The sequence below is a fragment of the Amphritea pacifica genome (genome assembly GCF_016924145.1).
Lineage (GTDB): Bacteria > Pseudomonadota > Gammaproteobacteria > Pseudomonadales > Balneatricaceae > Amphritea > Amphritea pacifica.
In genome coordinates this window covers 1-15058 of the sequence record NZ_JAFFZO010000025.1, presented here as the reverse complement: position 1 = coordinate 15058, position 15058 = coordinate 1, and the positions used below count along the sequence as shown (strand labels likewise).

Sequence of the window (15058 nt, the reverse complement as noted above, 5' to 3'; positions counted from 1 at the left end):
GCTCTTGCAAAAGCACCTATAATCCACCCATGACATTTAAAATCAGTAAAAGGGTATACATTGCTATCCTGGCCTATCTTGTCGGGGTGATGATCTATGTTGGCTGGGACTACAACAGTGAACGGTCGCAACTGTACAGGCAGATCGATCAGGATTTGACCACCAGCGCCCTGACAGCCCCGCTGCTGCTACCGGAAAACTTCCATCACCACAACATGAAGCCCGGTGATATCAGCGCTGAAGCAGATCTGCACAATACCATTAAGCTATCTGACTACACCCGCCACAGCGATATCATCTATATCTATACCCTGATACTGCAGGACAACGCGGTCTATTTTACCAGCGCCAGCGTCACCGATGAGGAGATGAAGGCGGGTAAAGACCTGTATAACTATTTACTCCCTTATACCGATGCCGATCCCCGGCTGCAGCAACTGAGCCATAGCCAGAAGAAACTATTTCTTGAGATCAAGGATCACTGGGGACACTTTCGTAGCGTGTTTATTCCCCAAACGGCCTCCGATGGCACCCCCTATATCGCCGCTGCGGATATTGAGATCAGCCATATACAGTCGCTGCTACAGCAACAGTTTCTGAAAAAAAGCGGCTTTGCATCCCTGTTTCTTCTGCTCCTCTTTCCTCTGATGCTGATCTTCTCAGCAGATCAGCGTCGCTGGGCAAGAAATCTTGAAGTCAGCGTCCGTGAGCGTACCCGGGAACTGCATGCCAGCGAAAAGCGCCTGACCTCAATTATTGAGCACTCACCCGTGGGGATTTTTCACTATGACCAGAATGCCGTTATCACCATGATCAACCACCGCTTTGCGGATATCGTCGGCTCCTCTGACTCAGTGCTGGTTGGCTTCAACATGCTGGAAAAGCTCACCGATGAGAAGCTGCTAGCCGCCCTTCGGGATGCACTACAGGGAGATATCGGACGCTTCGAAGGCCCCTATATCTCAGTTTCAGGTCAGCGAAAGATGTATCTGATTGCCGAGTTTGTACCCCTGCGGGACGCCCAGGGCCAGATCAATGGCGGGGTGGGTGTATTCAACGATGCCACAGAGCAACAAACCACCACCAATACGCTGAAAAAGCTATCAATGGCGGTGGAACAGAGCCCTAACGTCGTCGTAATCACCGATGTCAGCGGCCAGATAGAGTATGTTAACCCCCGTTTCACTGATATTACCGGATACTATCCGGAAGAAGTGATCGGCAAAAACCCCCGACTCCTGAACTCAGGAGAGACGGCCGCGGAGATCTACAGCGACCTGTGGAAAACCCTGCTGTCCGGGCAGGAGTGGCGCGGCGTGTTTCATAACAAAAAGAAAAACGGCGAGTATTACTGGGCTGAGGAGATCATCTCACCAATCACCAACAACCTTGGCGAGATCACCCACTTTATCGCACTGCAGGAGGATATCACCGAGGTTCGCAGAATATCGGATGAAATTAACTTCCAGACCACCCACGACCCGCTCACCGGACTGTTAAACCGTCGCCAGTTCGAAAACGAACTTACCCGCATCGTAGAGCACGCCGATAAACATCACTCCCACCATGTGCTCTGCTTTATCGATATTGACCAGTTCAAGATCATCAATGACAGCTGCGGTCATCTGGCCGGAGATGACCTGTTGCGGCAGGTCAGCAATCTGATCCGCGATAAACTTCGCAGCCGCGACACCCTGGCTCGTCCCGGTAGCGATGAGTTTCTGCTGTTGCTGGAAAATGCCAGCCTGGCGCAGGGTGAGCGGGTGTTGCAGATGATTATGAACGATCTGAAACAGTTTCGTTTTCAGTGGGAAGATCACACATTCTCTGTTGAGATCAGTGCCGGTCTAACGGTGATCGATCGACATACCTCCAGTGCAGTGAGTGCACTACAGGATGTTGATACCGCCTGTTCCACGGCCAAGGATGCCGGCCGCAACCGGATCCATATCTACAATGAAAACGATGAGCTACAACTGATTCGTAAAGGCTATATACAGTGGGCTAGCGAGATCCACCGCGCGCTGGATAACAATAGTTTCCGGCTCTATGTTCAGCCCGTTGTACCTCTGCAGAAACTGCACAAAACTGCCTATGAGGTGCTGATCCGGTTGCAGTCTGAGTCCGGCGATCTGGTTGCTCCCGGGGCCTTCCTGCCAGCGGCCGAACGCTACAACATTGCACCTCAGATCGATCGCTGGGTAATTCACAACACGCTGCAGTGGATGGCAAAGAATATTGAGCAACTGGATCATATCGATAGTCTGGCGATCAACCTGTCGGGGCAGTCATTGGGAGATGACGCTCTGCTGGGATACATTATCCGCAGTATAGAGCAGGGCGCTGTGCCGGCACAGATGATCAAGTTTGAGATCACAGAAACCGCGGCAATCGCCAACCTTAAAGATGCCCAGATATTTATCCGCTCGCTGAAAAGCCTGGGTTGTCGCTTTGCACTGGATGATTTCGGCAGTGGACTCTCCTCATTTGCATATCTGAAAAACCTGCCGGTAGATCTGCTCAAGATCGATGGCATGTTCGTGCGGGACATCATCTCCGATCCGGTTGATGAAGCGATGGTTCGCTCAATCAATGAGGTCGGCCACATCATGGGGATGGAAACCATCGCGGAGTTCGTAGAAACCGACGAAATAATGGAACGTCTCAGACAACTTGGCGTCGATTATGCTCAGGGTTACGCAATAAGCCGCCCGGTGCCTATCGATACCATCTTGAGCACTACTTCTGAAACTGCCCTGCTATAAACCCGGCTCAGATGCGGGGGAACACCAGTAATAGCTCAAGTCCTTTTCCCGGCTGGCTTTGAGCAGAAAGAGTTCCGCCCAGCAACTGCACCGCCCGTTGAGCAATACTTAAACCCAGCCCATAACCGTTCTGCTGACCGGTAAAGCGAACAAAAGGCTTAAACATCTTATCCAGTTGCTCCGGAGTAAGACCAGGCCCCCGATCTTTAACCCGGATCAGAACGTTGCCCGCGGTCTGTTCCGCCGAAATAACAATCCCGGTGTCTGCCGGGGTGTGTTTCACCGCATTCCCCAGAATATTACTCAGTGCCCGTTCCAGCAGCGCGGGGTTGCCCCGGATACGGTAATTGACCGGAGCCCATTCAAGCGGGTGATCCGGGGCGCTGAAGCGAAAATCCTCCACCAGAGTATCGATCACCCGGGCCAGCTCAAAGCTCTGATCGGAAACCTCCATCTGCTCCAGTCGTGACAAACTGAGAATTTCATCGATCAGCCGGTTGATCCGCTCGCACTCCTGATTAATCCGCTCGATAAAATGCTGATCAGCCTCAGACATCTTTTGCCCGGCCAGCCCGGCGGCCATCTGTAACCGCGCCAGAGGGGCACGCAGTTCATGGGACACATCCTGCAGCAGATGAATATTGGATTGCAGTGTCTGTTCGACATACTCTGCCATACGGTTAAATTCGCGACTCAGTTCGCCGATCTCATCTCCCCGCCGACTCAGATTATCGTCAGTACGAGCGCTCAGATCACCATTATAGAGATCGCGGGTGTACTGGCGTAAACGGTTCACCGGACGCACCACCATCAAACTGATCAGCAGGGCCGCTATGCCGGCAACGACCATTAACAACACCACCTGAACCGAGAGAAAGAAGCCAAACAGCTTGGCCGCCAGATCCGGACGTATGCGGGTCTCGGCCACCACCTGGTACTCCCGCCCCGTATCTGAAAGGACATTGAACACTAATGGGTTACGATATTTTCTGATATCGTCATGACCAAAGATAACCAGACCGGTTTTAAGTTCGGTAATCTGCACCCGGGTAGGGAAAAAACGCGGCTCTTTATGATCATCATCGTGATAACGGCGCCACTCTTTCGGGGGTGGCAGGCGTCCATCCCGCTCATAACGGTCAATCAGCAACTCCGCCTGCCCCAGTACCCGGGCGCTGAAGACATCACGGTCACGTTGCTGCTCTGAAAGGTGACCGATCACAAATGCAGTCAGTGCGATCACCAGAAAACTGGTCAGCCAGACGGTGACAAATATTTTCAGAAAAAGCCGTTTATACCAGCGAATCGCCATCAGTTCTGTCGCCCTCGTCGCGTGTCGCGATACCGTTACTCATTGACCAGCATATAGCCAGCCCCACGAACCGTTTTAATCAGTTCTCTGTCCGGCAGCACCGCCGCCAGTTTTTGCCGTACCCGGCTGACATGTACATCGATCGCCCGGTCATAGGCGGTCAGCTTACGATGCAGAACCTTTTCGGTGAGGTCATCTTTGCTGACAATCGTTCCCGCGGATCGCATCAGTTCTGCCAGTACATTAAATTCGGCACTGGTGAGTTCAAGTTCGGCACCAGATACCTGCATCTGACGCTTGCCGCAATCCAGCTCTATGCCATGCATCGCCAGCTTATCGCAACTGCCCTCTGCGGCCGGTTGCTGTCCACTGCGACGCAACACTGCGCGGATACGGGCAACCAGCTCACGGGGATTACAGGGTTTACCCAGATAATCATCCGCTCCCATCTCCAGGCCAATGATCCTGTCGATATCCTCTCCCCGCCCGGTCAGCATAATCACCGGGGTTTTGATACGGGGACGAACCTGCTGTAACAGCTCAAGGCCACTCTGCCCCGGCATCATAATGTCAAATATCAGCAGATCATAGCTGCCGTCCTGCTGCAGTAATGGCAGCGCCTGCTCAACACTATGAGCAAAGCTGACATCAAACCCTTCAGACTGAAGGTATTGCCCTATCAGCTCACAGAGTTCCTGATCGTCATCAACCAGCAGCAGTTTCACGTTGTCGCTCATACATCGTTCCTTATTCAGATAGTGCCAGAGTAATCAAGCCCGGGGGGAATTTCATCTGCCAGTCATCCCCTTTACCAAACTTTACACCGCCTTTACCCAACTTAGCAGGGGGCAGCGTCATACTGCAGCCATCAAAACAAGCAATGCTTCAGGAGAACAACCATGCGTAAACAACTTGTTATCGGTATTACAGCCGCAGTGATTGGTGCCGGCGCCCTGAGCGCAGGCCTGGCATCCGCTAAAGACGGCTGGGACCGCTGCGGTGACCGCCAGGAAGGGCGCCATGGAAAATATGAGCAGATGGAGGGCAAACATGCCGCCAGGCGAATGGATATGATGGCGGACAAACTCGCCCTGAGCGATGAACAAAAAACGCAGATGCAGGAACTTTTTCAGAACCAGCAAGGTCAGATGAAAGACCAGCGGGGCGCAATGCGAGAGATGCACTCGGCACTGAGAGATCTGGATGTCAATGCATCTGACTATGACCAGCAGGTTGCCGCACTGGTGAGCAAGGCTCAGGAGCAAACCGCTCAGATGATACAGATGCGGGCGCAGCAAAAAAAAGCGATGTTTGCCATTCTGACCCCGGAACAGCAACAGAAATTTATGGAGATGCGACCAGCAAAAAATCGTTCGTAATCATGTAAGTGTGACCGGTCCCGCTGAATCAGGCTCCAGCGGGGCCATTGTTAAAGTTTACCCCTCATATATGACTCTCATCATATATTCACCGTCGCCTTTAAACGGGCCACTCGCCCTGCGTTAAGCAGGGCTTTTTTTTGGGCTGTAAAAAGCTCAATCTAACGACTAAAGGGCCTACAACTGCTTTCGCAGATCAGCTTCCAGATCCTGCAGATAGCGGATCTCCATCCGCACCGCTTGCTGCTGCTGTTTAATCTGTAGATTACGTAAACGGATCTCATGTTCCAGTTCATCAATCTCAGATAGCAGAAACGCCCGTGTATCAGAAGAGATACCCTCCATAATCAGTTGTTCACGCTTATCATCACGCTCACGCAGATCGGCACGCTGTTCTGAGATCAGAATACTCAGCTCATGCCTTACACTTTCTAACCGGGCGACCTGCTGATGCGCTTTCGTTCCAAGCTCAAACCCCCGGACAAATTCCGCTTGTTGCTCAGCATGACAAACCGTACCGGGTGCTTTTCCGGCGCGGGCTTGCCGGTAACCATTGGCTGCGGTGCAATAACGCCGGACACCCCGGTCATAGCCCTGCAGATACTGATCCATCCGGGGCACGACACCATACTCACTACAGGCATCCCGATGCTGTTCCAGACGGCTGGCCTCCCGCCCCGCCACACCATCATTAAAGCCGATCAGTTGCCAGTCCGCAGACAGGCAGCTTTCCCGGTCCAGTGTGGCACAGCCGGTCATGGCCAGCACTAAAGCCAGTCCCGGCATCAACCTCCGATATCGTATACTCATTTCTGTGTGTCCTGGGTTGCGCGCTGATCTGTGCGCCTGTGAATGTGTCAGTCCGCAGTTTGACAGAATTAAGCTGAACTACAGCAAAACAGAGTAGAACACTATATATCAGATATTCAGATCATCTATTTTAGCTGCACAGATAAAATCGTTGATCGACAGTCCGCCTATCGCATGGGTGCTGAAACGCACCACGCAGCGATTATATCCCACCTCCAGATCAGGATGATGATCTTCCTGATGGGCAATCCAGGCCAGCGCATTCACAAACGCCATAGTGTGGTAAAAATCTTTAAACAGGAACTTTTTGCAAATTTCCGTGCCTACTTCATTGCACGACCAGCCGGACGCCAGGCGCTTCAGCTGCTGCTCAGCGGCCTGAGGAGTCAGCGCAGGTGTCGTGCTGTCACAAGGTACACAACGACGCTGTTTTAGTAAGTCTTCAGCCATCACGGTCTCCGAAAATGATATCTGAGCCACAGTATAGTCTGCTATTGGCCCAATTTTGCCCGACCGGCAGATTGATTAACCAGAACGCTGAATCCATGCTAAAGTGCCTCCCCCGAACAGGACTCGCCTGCAGAGTTTAGGAGATCACTATGCCAACCTATGATTATCGTTGTGAAACCACCGGTGAGGTGTTTGAAGTACGCCATCCAATGGCCCTTGATATATCCACCTGGCAAGACCTCTGTGACATCGGCGGCTTCGAAGCGGGCACAACCCCCGCTAACGCGCCGGTCACCAAACTGCTGACCACTGGTGGCGTGATCAGCAATAAAACCCTAAAAAACCCGGAGGCCCCTCCCTGTATAAGTGGCGGAGGTTGTCCCGGACGTTGTGGAATCTGATATGTTTTTTAAAAGTTTAGGCAAACCCTCACTGATACCGGTTTTTATGGCGCTGTTTCTCGGCCTGTCACTTTCCACCAGCGCCTCGGCGGGGCCGTTAAAGCCCACCATGAAAGAGATGCGACTGCACTATAAGCAGGCGATCGACACCCGCGACCCGGCAGTTTTCAACGACAAGATCACACAGTTTCTGACCGAACTGCAAACCGCCCGTGAATTCAAGTTTTCCCCGGAGCGCAAACAGCTTTCCCTGGAAGGCCTCGACAAGGTTAATACGCTGGTCCGCGGGCTGCCAACCGCTACGGATGCCAACCTTGCGCAACTGCAGTCGCAACTTAAAGAGGTCGATCAGTTACGGGTGGAATATCACAAGAAAGTTAAGCCAGGGGTGTTTGAGTTATTGCTCGATACTGTGAAAGAGTATCTGGGGCTCTGATAACACAACAATTTGTTTATATCCCCCGGAAATCGCTGTCCGTTATGAATCAAGCTGTGGTATAGATACAGATATTCATAGTTTCATTGAGACGGCGATTTCTGCTCATGTTCTGCAAACCTTATATCCTCTTATTCGGCGCGATCCTGATGCTGGCGGGTTGCGATCAGCCGCCCCCCGCTAAAGCCCGTATGCCCAAACCCCATCTGGTGGAGGTGCTGTCAGTCCAGCCAGTGGATATCGAGCTTGAACGGGTGCGTACCGGCACCCTTGAAGCGTTCCAGACCATCAATATCTATAACCAGGAAGAGGGAATCGTTAAGCAGATCCTGCCCCGTGAAGGCGATACGGTAAAGCGTGACGATCTGCTGATCACCCTTGATGATCAACTGCTCAGCGCCCAGCTACAGCGTGCCCGGGCGGTACGCCAGCAGGCGGAAAAAGAGCTGCAGAGAATCAGCGGGCTGATCAAACGCAACCTTACCGCACGTTCAGAGCTGACCCAGAAAGAGACCGATCTGGCAGTCGCCAAAGCCGACGAGCAGGTGATCGCCACCCGTCTCGGATATACCCGCATAAAATCACCGATTGATGGTGTGGTAACCGCCCGCCATACCGAACCGGGAAACCTGGCAGAAAAATCCTCTCTGCTGCTCTCCTTAGCGGACCTGAGCAGTCTGCGGCTTAAAGTAGATGTGTCTGAGCTGCTGCTGAATCAGCTGCCCCCCGAGATGCCGGTGGATATTGAGATCGATGCGTTGCGCAGCGCCAACCGGGCCAACAGCTTCGAGGTCTCAGGAAGAGTCAGCCGCATCTACCCCACCATCGACCCGACAACCCGCAGCGGCACCCTTGAGATCAGTCTCAATCCAGCGCCCCGGGGTGCCCGGCCAGGGCAGTTTGCCCGGGTAAAATTCCAGATTGCCCGGCAACAGGTGTTGCTGCTGCCGTTTGCCAGTCTGCGTCAGTCTGACAGCGGCAGCTATGTGTATATCATCGATAACGACAACCATGTTCAGATCCGGCCGCTGCAAACCGGCCTGAAAGCGGGCGAACAGATTGAGGTGCTGGCCGGGCTTCAACCCGGAGAGCGGGTAATCACCCGCGGGTTTACCAACCTTAAAGCGGGGATGCCGGTGACCGTGGTTGACCGGGGAACTGATAGTCAGAACGGGACCGCTTCACCGTGAAACAGAGATCCATGCGCCACTCCAGAGGGCTTGCGAACTGGTCTATTCATCACCCTGTCGGGGTGGTGATGATTGCACTGGCGGTGATTGTGCTGGGAGCTTTCGCGCTTAACCGACTGGCGGTTGATCTGCTGCCCCATATTATCTACCCGGAGATCCGCGTCAGAGTGGTCGACATGGGGGTGCCGCCTTCGGTGATGGAGGATCGCGTCACCCGCAAACTGGAAGAGCAACTGGCCATCACTGAAGATGCGATTCATGTACAGTCCACCACCACTCAGGGCAGCACCAGTGTTGATCTGGCCTTTGAGTATGGCAAAGATATCGATATCGCCCTGCGGGATGCCAGCACACGCTTGGACAGGGCACGGCGTACGCTGCCGGACTCGATCGATTCACCCGTCATCTATAAGCTGGACCCGGCGCAGATCCCAGTGATGGAGTTTGTTATCAGCTCGCAGATTCGCGACAGTGCGGCACTGCGACAGTGGTCTGATGATGTTCTCGCAAAATGGCTGCTCAATCTGCCTGGAGTCGCCGCCGCAGAAGTGGGGGGTGGCGTGGTCCGCGAAGTGCATGTAACCCCCGATCAGCAGCGGATGGCGGCTTACGACATCAGTTACAGCACCCTGGTCGCGGCGCTCAAAGAGGGCAACGGTGATCAGGCTGCAGGACGGATAACCATGCCCGGCCATGAACTCAACAGCCGTATCAGTGGCCGTCTCATCTCATTAGACCAGTTGCGTCAGTTACCGGTTGCCCGCAGAGGCGACTCTACCCTGACCCTCGCCGATCTGGCCCAGATCGATTTCAGTACCGAAGATGAACGGATTCTGATCCGCGCCGATGGTGTCCAGGGCATAAAGCTCTCGATTCAGAAGCAACCCACCGCCAACACCACCTATGTCGCCGATCAGGTCAAACAGCGACTGGAATGGCTGGAGCAACAACAGATTATTCCTGAAGATATCAGCGTTACCCAGGTTTCTGACCAGTCGATCTATGTCAGACAGGCCCTCAACAATGCCGCCACGGCTGCGATCAGTGGCGCACTGCTGGCGATGGCGGTGGTATACCTGTTCCTCGGTAATTTGCGCCATACCCTGATTATCGGCAGCGCCATCCCGATTGCGATCATGTTTACCTGTGTCTTAATGGGACTCGGTGGCCTGACCCTGAATATTATGACGCTGGGAGGGCTGGCGCTGGGGATCGGTATGCTGGTGGATAACACCATTGTGATGCTGGAAAACATCAACCGTCATCAGCAAAATCATGAGCACCCACTGGCGGCCGCGAATAACGCGGCCACCGAGGTCAACAGTGCCATTATCGCCTCGACCTCCACCAACCTCTGCGCGGTGCTGCCCTTTCTGTTTATCGGTGGTCTCACGGGGCTGCTGTTTCAGGAGCTGATCATCACCATCTCAGCGGCGATCTTTGCGTCTATGGTGATCGCGCTAACGCTGGTACCGGCACTCGCGGCGGCAACTAAAAGAGTAACCAACGGGGGCGGAGTACGTCACCTGACCGACCGCTTTTTACAGTTATTACGGCGCAGTTATACCGCGATTCTCAGCAAACTGTTGCACTATCGTCTGCTCACCCTGCTCTGCTTTGTTGCCGCTCTGGTAGTCTGCGCCCCGGTGTTTGTCAGTGGCAAACAGATCTTCCTGCCGCCGCTGGATGATGGCCGGATAACCGTCAGAATTACGGCGGACACCGGCATCTCCCTGACCGAGATGAACAGCCGGGTGGAACAGCTGGAAGCACTGTTCTCCAGTCAGCCGGAAACTGACACGGTATTTACTCTGGTAGGTGGTTCTGTATTCGGACGTTCGCAACGGGAGCAGTCCAACCGCTCCACCGTCATTGTGCAACTGAAATCGGTCGCCGAGCGGGACCTGTCCAGCAATCAGTGGATCGAACGACTGCAGCAGCAGATCGCCAAACTGCAACTGGCGGGGTTTACGGTGCGCATGACTCAGCGCGGCATCCGGGGTATCCGCACCAACAGCGGCAGCGAGGATATCAGCCTGCGCCTGCAGGGGCCGGATAATGACACCCTGACCCGTCTGGCAGAGCAACTGACAACAGAGCTGAAGACACTGCCACAACTGCGCAACCTGAGCCATTCGGCAGAGGATCAGCTCAATGAACTGTCGATCACCCTGGATCGGGTGCGCGCCAGTCAGCTGGGGATCGAGCTGGCGGACCTGATCGAAGCCACTCAGATCGCGTTACAAGGAAAGGTGATCAGCGAATTTATCACCGATGACCACGCCTACGATATCCGTCTAAGACTGGCGGAGCAGCACTTCAACACCCCGGAATCGATGGAGACACTGCTGCTGTTCCCCGGCACCGGGGCCTCACCACCGGTACATCTGTCCGATGTTGCCAGCCTGGAGCTGATAGAAACCCCCGCCAGTATTCAGCGCGATAATCAGATGCGTATCGTCGAGATATCCGCCTCGCTGGCACCGGATATCACCCTGGGAGAAGCCCTGAGCGCCATCAATCAGGTGCGGGATAACTTTGTCATGCCTTCGGGCTATACCGCGTATGACGGTGGCTCTGAAAAGGTTCTGCAAGAACAGAGCAAGCTCACCAGCCTGTTACTCGGCCTGGCGCTGTTTCTGGTATTCGTGGTGATGGCGATTCAGTATGAATCCCTGCGCAACCCGCTGATCATCATGTTTGGCGTGCCCTTTGCCGCCATCGGCGTTGCTGCAGGGATCTGGCTGCTCGCGCTGCCACTGTCGATGCCGGTCTGGCTGGGAATGATCATGCTCACCGGGATTGTGGTCAACAACGCCATCCTGCTGATCGAATACGTCGAGCTGTCCAGAGATCAGGGCAACAACATCACCGACGCGATTCTGGACGCCGCCCGATTGCGCCTGCGGCCGATTATCATGACCACCCTCAGCACCGTCGCCGGCATGCTGCCACTGGCGCTGGGCTGGGGCGATGGCGCTGAGATGCTGCAACCCTTGGCGATCACGGTGATCTGGGGGCTGAGTTTCTCTATGCTGGTCAGCCTGGTGCTGATCCCGGTGATCTACCATCTGGTGAATGAGTGGGGTTCAGTGCGGAGTTGATGCACCATCTAGCACAAATGCTCCTGCCACCGATATTGAAAAGGCTCAAAATAGATCAGAAAGACTGGCTCAGCAACGCGACGCAATTTGAAATGCTCTATCCCAAAAAAATCGCCCGCCAGCGGCGAGCAGCTCAAGCCGCCTGAGCATTTTAAACGCTCGGTCCAGGAGTCATCGGTTATCAGTTTATAACAGCTGAGGAGGAGAACTGGCTGAAAAACACGGTTATCAGGGTCGTGTAGCCATTCAAGCAGGTTTCTGGCTATCCCATATCAGAAATAAAACCCATATTTAAAATGAATGAGAAGCGTGTTTTAAAGATACCTGTCCCTGTTTTTGTTATCTCGTTGGGGAACACGGATGCGTGAAAAGTGGTTCTACCATAGAGGACACAGAGAGCACCGAGGAAGAGATAGAGCCGAGGAAGAATCTGTTACCTGTTTTGCTGCGTGCACTGGTCCCATCTGCGCGCCCGGCTGGCAGGAACTGATCACTCGGGCTGAAGCCAACTGCACGGCCTGCTGGCCGAACGGCACACAAAGAAAAAGGCCAGCGCCATTCGACACTGGCCTGATGACCTATAAATAAATCTGCCCCCTTTTTCCTGATGGGTAACTGCGATAGAGAACAATACTGTAGGAGGCGCGCCCTCGCGGCGATTATACAGCCCTCCGATATAGCCTTTGGTACGGTGGTAATTCCACCGGAAAATAAATCTGTCCCCTTTATTGCTGGGGGGATCGGTTATCAGTTTATAACAGCTGAGGCGGGGAACTGGCTGAAAAGCACGGTTATCAGGGTCGTGTAGCCATTCAAGCAGGTTTCTGGCTATCCCATATCAGAAATAAAACCCATATTTAAAATGAATGAGAAGCGTGTTTTAAAGATACCTGTCCCTGTTTTTGTAATCTCGTTGGGGAACACGGATGCGTGAAAAGTGGTTCTACCACAGAGGACACAGAGAGCACCGAGGAAGAGATAGAGCAGAGGAAGAATCTGTTACCTGTTTTGCTGCGTGCACTGGTCCCATCTGTGCGCCCGGCTGGCAGGAACTGATCACTTGGGCTGAAGCCAACTGCACGGCCTGCTGGCCGAACGGCACACAAAGAAAAAGGCCAGCGCCATTCGACACTGGCCTGATGACCTATAAATAAATCTGCCCCCTTTTTCCTGATGGGTAACTGCGATAGAGAACAATACTGTGGGAGGCGCGCCCTCGCGGCGATTATACAGCCCTCCGATATAGCCTTTGGTACGGTGGTAATTCCACCGGAAAATAAATCTGTCCCCTTTATTGTTGTTAAACTGGGGGAGCTTCACTCTGTCCCCTTTATCCTTTATTTATCTAATATAACAATCAGGACCTCTTTTTAAAAACTCAAACTCGGCTTCTTTCCTTACCTTATCAACTTTATAACCATCTAGCTGACGCCAAACTAGATAATCTTTAGCGCCATCTGGACCTTTTTCAATCGAATAATTGATGTTAACTGATTTTAATAAATTAATATAAATTTCTTTTCTACATTCATTATGTAAGATAATAGATTCTTCGGTAGTGGGAGTAAATCTATCTCCATAAATTGCTTTTCTAATAGCAGATAGAACAAGATCATAATCATGTAAAGAGTATATGACATATCCCTCACGATCTTTATAGTATTCTATGGAAGATATTTCTTGCTCAAACTTTATTTGGTTATCGGGATTTGATAGCTTAACTCTCTCCCCAAATGGTTGGCGAGGCTCATTTTTTTCACAGCCAGCAACAATCAGATAAATAATAAATGTAAGCACAATGGTAACAAACCTTCTCATAGCTAACATCCTATTGTCATCGCCATACAACTTCTACTTTGGACACCTACTGCCTCTTTATACCCTGTAGGTTTTTCATATGTGCTAAGCTCTCTCCTTGAACCCTGATAAAATTGAACATTAACTTTTTTACCATTTTCTAGATCGTATAAAGTATCGTATTCATAGTCTGTATATTCTCTGTACTCGACGCTATATACAGACCTTACCTCATCATTAAACATGAGAGTATCTATTGCCTTCAAAGCTCGAATAGTTCGAGTTGCTGGTATAATATCTAGTATATCTACATTTAGTTGATCTGAAGGCTTCGCCTGCCATTCACCATACTCCGTTTTCATATAAGAGCCCTTATCACTGGCGATTTGGACAACTCTTTTAGCTCGTATCGCTTTTCTATTCCAATCAGCATCATCATTAAGCATCCGAGAAAACGCGCCGGTAACTGCACCATTCATAAACTTACCGCCGCCCACCAACGCAGCAGTACCACCTATAGCTGCTGCGATAATAGCATTATTAGCCCGTTCTGCTGCATTCAATGCTCTGCCTGCAGCTGTTTTAAATAGGCTAGTCCCTTTTGCGCCAATTGAAACCGCTTGAGTGAATGCGGCACTCAGGAATCCTTGCCCGAACTTACCTCCTTGCATTTTTGAAGTTATTCCGCCAACTAACCCATGCATGCCTATCTTCTGTATACTTTCCACAGAGCCAAGTACGCCTCCATCAAAGCCATGTAATGCTCCAAAAGCAGCGCCACTTACAGCCCCCATAACGGCACCTTTAAGGCTTCCCGTAGATACAAAACCTGCTGCACCTCCGGTTATAGCACCGGTGACTACGGGCCCCCACGCTTCGGGTATATATCCAGGCAGATATACCATAATTACAATAGAAACGATTTGCCGCCAATACTTCTTAACAAACTTAACCGCATTACTAACTGCCTTCTTAATGGACCTAAACAGCTTCTTAAAAAAGAATCCGCTCGGATCCGTATACTTCAGCGGATTATTCATCGCGTAGCTGTAGCGGTTCAGGTTTTGAGTCGCATACGGTGCTTGTACATTCGGATCCGCACTCAAAAACCGTCCCAACGCCGCATCATACACCCGACCGTTCATATGGATCAGACCGACATCATCCAGATGCTCATGACCGGTAAAGCCGCGGTTGGTCAACACCGGGATCAGGTTGACGCCGGCGGTCGCTTCCCGCCAGTTGTTCTGGCGGCGGCCACCGAAGGGATCAAAACTCATCCGGTCAACGATATTACCCACCGCATCGGTGATGGTGTCCACACTGCCCAGGTTATCCTTGTGCAGATAGCGGGTTTGCGGTGCTTTCACCGCTCCCAGACTATCCAGACCGGAGCTGTGGATCGCCACCAGTG

At 52.4% G+C, this 15058-nt stretch carries 12 protein-coding genes; 6 read left to right on the top strand and 6 right to left on the bottom strand.

The window, feature by feature from the left end; genetic code table 11:
• Positions 1-29: 29 nt before the first annotated feature.
• On the top strand, positions 30-2765 hold the full coding sequence (locus tag JW499_RS14730) for an EAL domain-containing protein (RefSeq protein WP_232846438.1): 2736 nt from the start codon (positions 30-32) through the stop codon (positions 2763-2765).
• A 7-nt stretch (positions 2766-2772) separates the two neighbouring features.
• Here the strand turns inward: JW499_RS14730 and JW499_RS14725 are convergent, their stop codons facing one another.
• Together JW499_RS14725 and JW499_RS14720 are read right to left on the bottom strand one after the other, a co-directional pair.
• A complete protein-coding gene (locus tag JW499_RS14725) occupies positions 2773-4077 on the bottom strand; it encodes a HAMP domain-containing sensor histidine kinase (protein ID WP_205211327.1) in 1305 nt (434 codons plus the stop codon).
• Positions 4078-4112: 35 nt separating this feature from the next.
• The gene (locus JW499_RS14720; RefSeq protein WP_205211326.1) at positions 4113-4814 is read right to left on the bottom strand and encodes a response regulator transcription factor; all 702 of its coding nucleotides are present in this window, start codon (positions 4812-4814) and stop codon (positions 4113-4115) included.
• Positions 4815-4976: 162 nt separating this feature from the next.
• Between JW499_RS14720 and JW499_RS14715 the strand changes: the two genes are divergently transcribed.
• Entirely contained in the window at positions 4977-5456 is a 480-nt protein-coding gene (locus JW499_RS14715) for a Spy/CpxP family protein refolding chaperone (RefSeq protein ID WP_205211325.1), read from the top strand.
• A 177-nt stretch (positions 5457-5633) separates the two neighbouring features.
• On the opposite strand, the gene JW499_RS14710 is transcribed toward JW499_RS14715, so the two are convergent.
• Positions 5634-6266 (bottom strand): DUF2799 domain-containing protein, encoded by a 633-nt coding sequence (locus JW499_RS14710; RefSeq protein WP_205211324.1) that lies wholly within the window; start codon positions 6264-6266, stop codon positions 5634-5636.
• Positions 6267-6374: 108 nt separating this feature from the next.
• Complete coding sequence (locus JW499_RS14705) at positions 6375-6716, bottom strand: 4a-hydroxytetrahydrobiopterin dehydratase (RefSeq protein WP_205211323.1); 342 nt, start codon at positions 6714-6716, stop codon at positions 6375-6377.
• Positions 6717-6865: 149 nt separating this feature from the next.
• On the opposite strand from JW499_RS14705, the gene JW499_RS14700 reads away from it, so the two are divergent.
• From JW499_RS14700 to JW499_RS14685, 4 genes are all read left to right on the top strand, one after another.
• Positions 6866-7117 (top strand): FmdB family zinc ribbon protein, encoded by a 252-nt coding sequence (locus tag JW499_RS14700; RefSeq protein WP_205211322.1) that lies wholly within the window; start codon positions 6866-6868, stop codon positions 7115-7117.
• A gap of 1 nt (position 7118) precedes the next feature.
• Positions 7119-7553: a cytochrome b562 gene (locus JW499_RS14695; RefSeq protein ID WP_205211321.1), complete on the top strand. Its 435-nt coding sequence runs from the start codon at positions 7119-7121 to the stop codon at positions 7551-7553.
• Positions 7554-7660: 107 nt separating this feature from the next.
• Positions 7661-8743 carry an efflux RND transporter periplasmic adaptor subunit gene (locus JW499_RS14690; protein WP_205211320.1) on the top strand — a complete coding sequence of 361 codons (1083 nt, stop codon included), beginning with the start codon at positions 7661-7663 and terminating at the stop codon, positions 8741-8743.
• Positions 8740-11847 (top strand): efflux RND transporter permease subunit, encoded by a 3108-nt coding sequence (locus JW499_RS14685; protein WP_205211319.1) that lies wholly within the window; start codon positions 8740-8742, stop codon positions 11845-11847. The genes JW499_RS14690 and JW499_RS14685 overlap by 4 nt, the downstream gene beginning before the upstream one ends.
• 1341 nt (positions 11848-13188) lie before the next feature.
• Here JW499_RS14685 and JW499_RS14680 read toward each other — a convergent pair.
• Both JW499_RS14680 and JW499_RS14675 read right to left on the bottom strand, forming a co-directional pair.
• Complete coding sequence (locus JW499_RS14680) at positions 13189-13665, bottom strand: hypothetical protein (protein ID WP_205211318.1); 477 nt, start codon at positions 13663-13665, stop codon at positions 13189-13191.
• Between the two features lie 2 nt (positions 13666-13667).
• Positions 13668-15058 (bottom strand): RHS repeat domain-containing protein (locus tag JW499_RS14675; RefSeq protein ID WP_332874434.1); only part of this gene is annotated, 1391 nt, incomplete at its 5' end.

Excerpts from the sequence above, each read along its gene's own strand:
- JW499_RS14730 (WP_232846438.1), top strand. The coding sequence starts at position 30 with ATGACATTTAAAATCAGTAAAAGGGTATACATTGCTATCCTGGCCTAT.
- JW499_RS14725 (WP_205211327.1), bottom strand. The coding sequence starts at position 4,077 with ATGGCGATTCGCTGGTATAAACGGCTTTTTCTGAAAATATTTGTCACC.
- JW499_RS14720 (WP_205211326.1), bottom strand. The coding sequence starts at position 4,814 with ATGAGCGACAACGTGAAACTGCTGCTGGTTGATGACGATCAGGAACTC.
- JW499_RS14715 (WP_205211325.1), top strand. The coding sequence starts at position 4,977 with ATGCGTAAACAACTTGTTATCGGTATTACAGCCGCAGTGATTGGTGCC.
- JW499_RS14710 (WP_205211324.1), bottom strand. The coding sequence starts at position 6,266 with ATGAGTATACGATATCGGAGGTTGATGCCGGGACTGGCTTTAGTGCTG.
- JW499_RS14705 (WP_205211323.1), bottom strand. The coding sequence starts at position 6,716 with ATGGCTGAAGACTTACTAAAACAGCGTCGTTGTGTACCTTGTGACAGC.
- JW499_RS14700 (WP_205211322.1), top strand. The coding sequence starts at position 6,866 with ATGCCAACCTATGATTATCGTTGTGAAACCACCGGTGAGGTGTTTGAA.
- JW499_RS14695 (WP_205211321.1), top strand. The coding sequence starts at position 7,119 with ATGTTTTTTAAAAGTTTAGGCAAACCCTCACTGATACCGGTTTTTATG.
- JW499_RS14690 (WP_205211320.1), top strand. The coding sequence starts at position 7,661 with ATGTTCTGCAAACCTTATATCCTCTTATTCGGCGCGATCCTGATGCTG.
- JW499_RS14680 (WP_205211318.1), bottom strand. The coding sequence starts at position 13,665 with ATGAGAAGGTTTGTTACCATTGTGCTTACATTTATTATTTATCTGATT.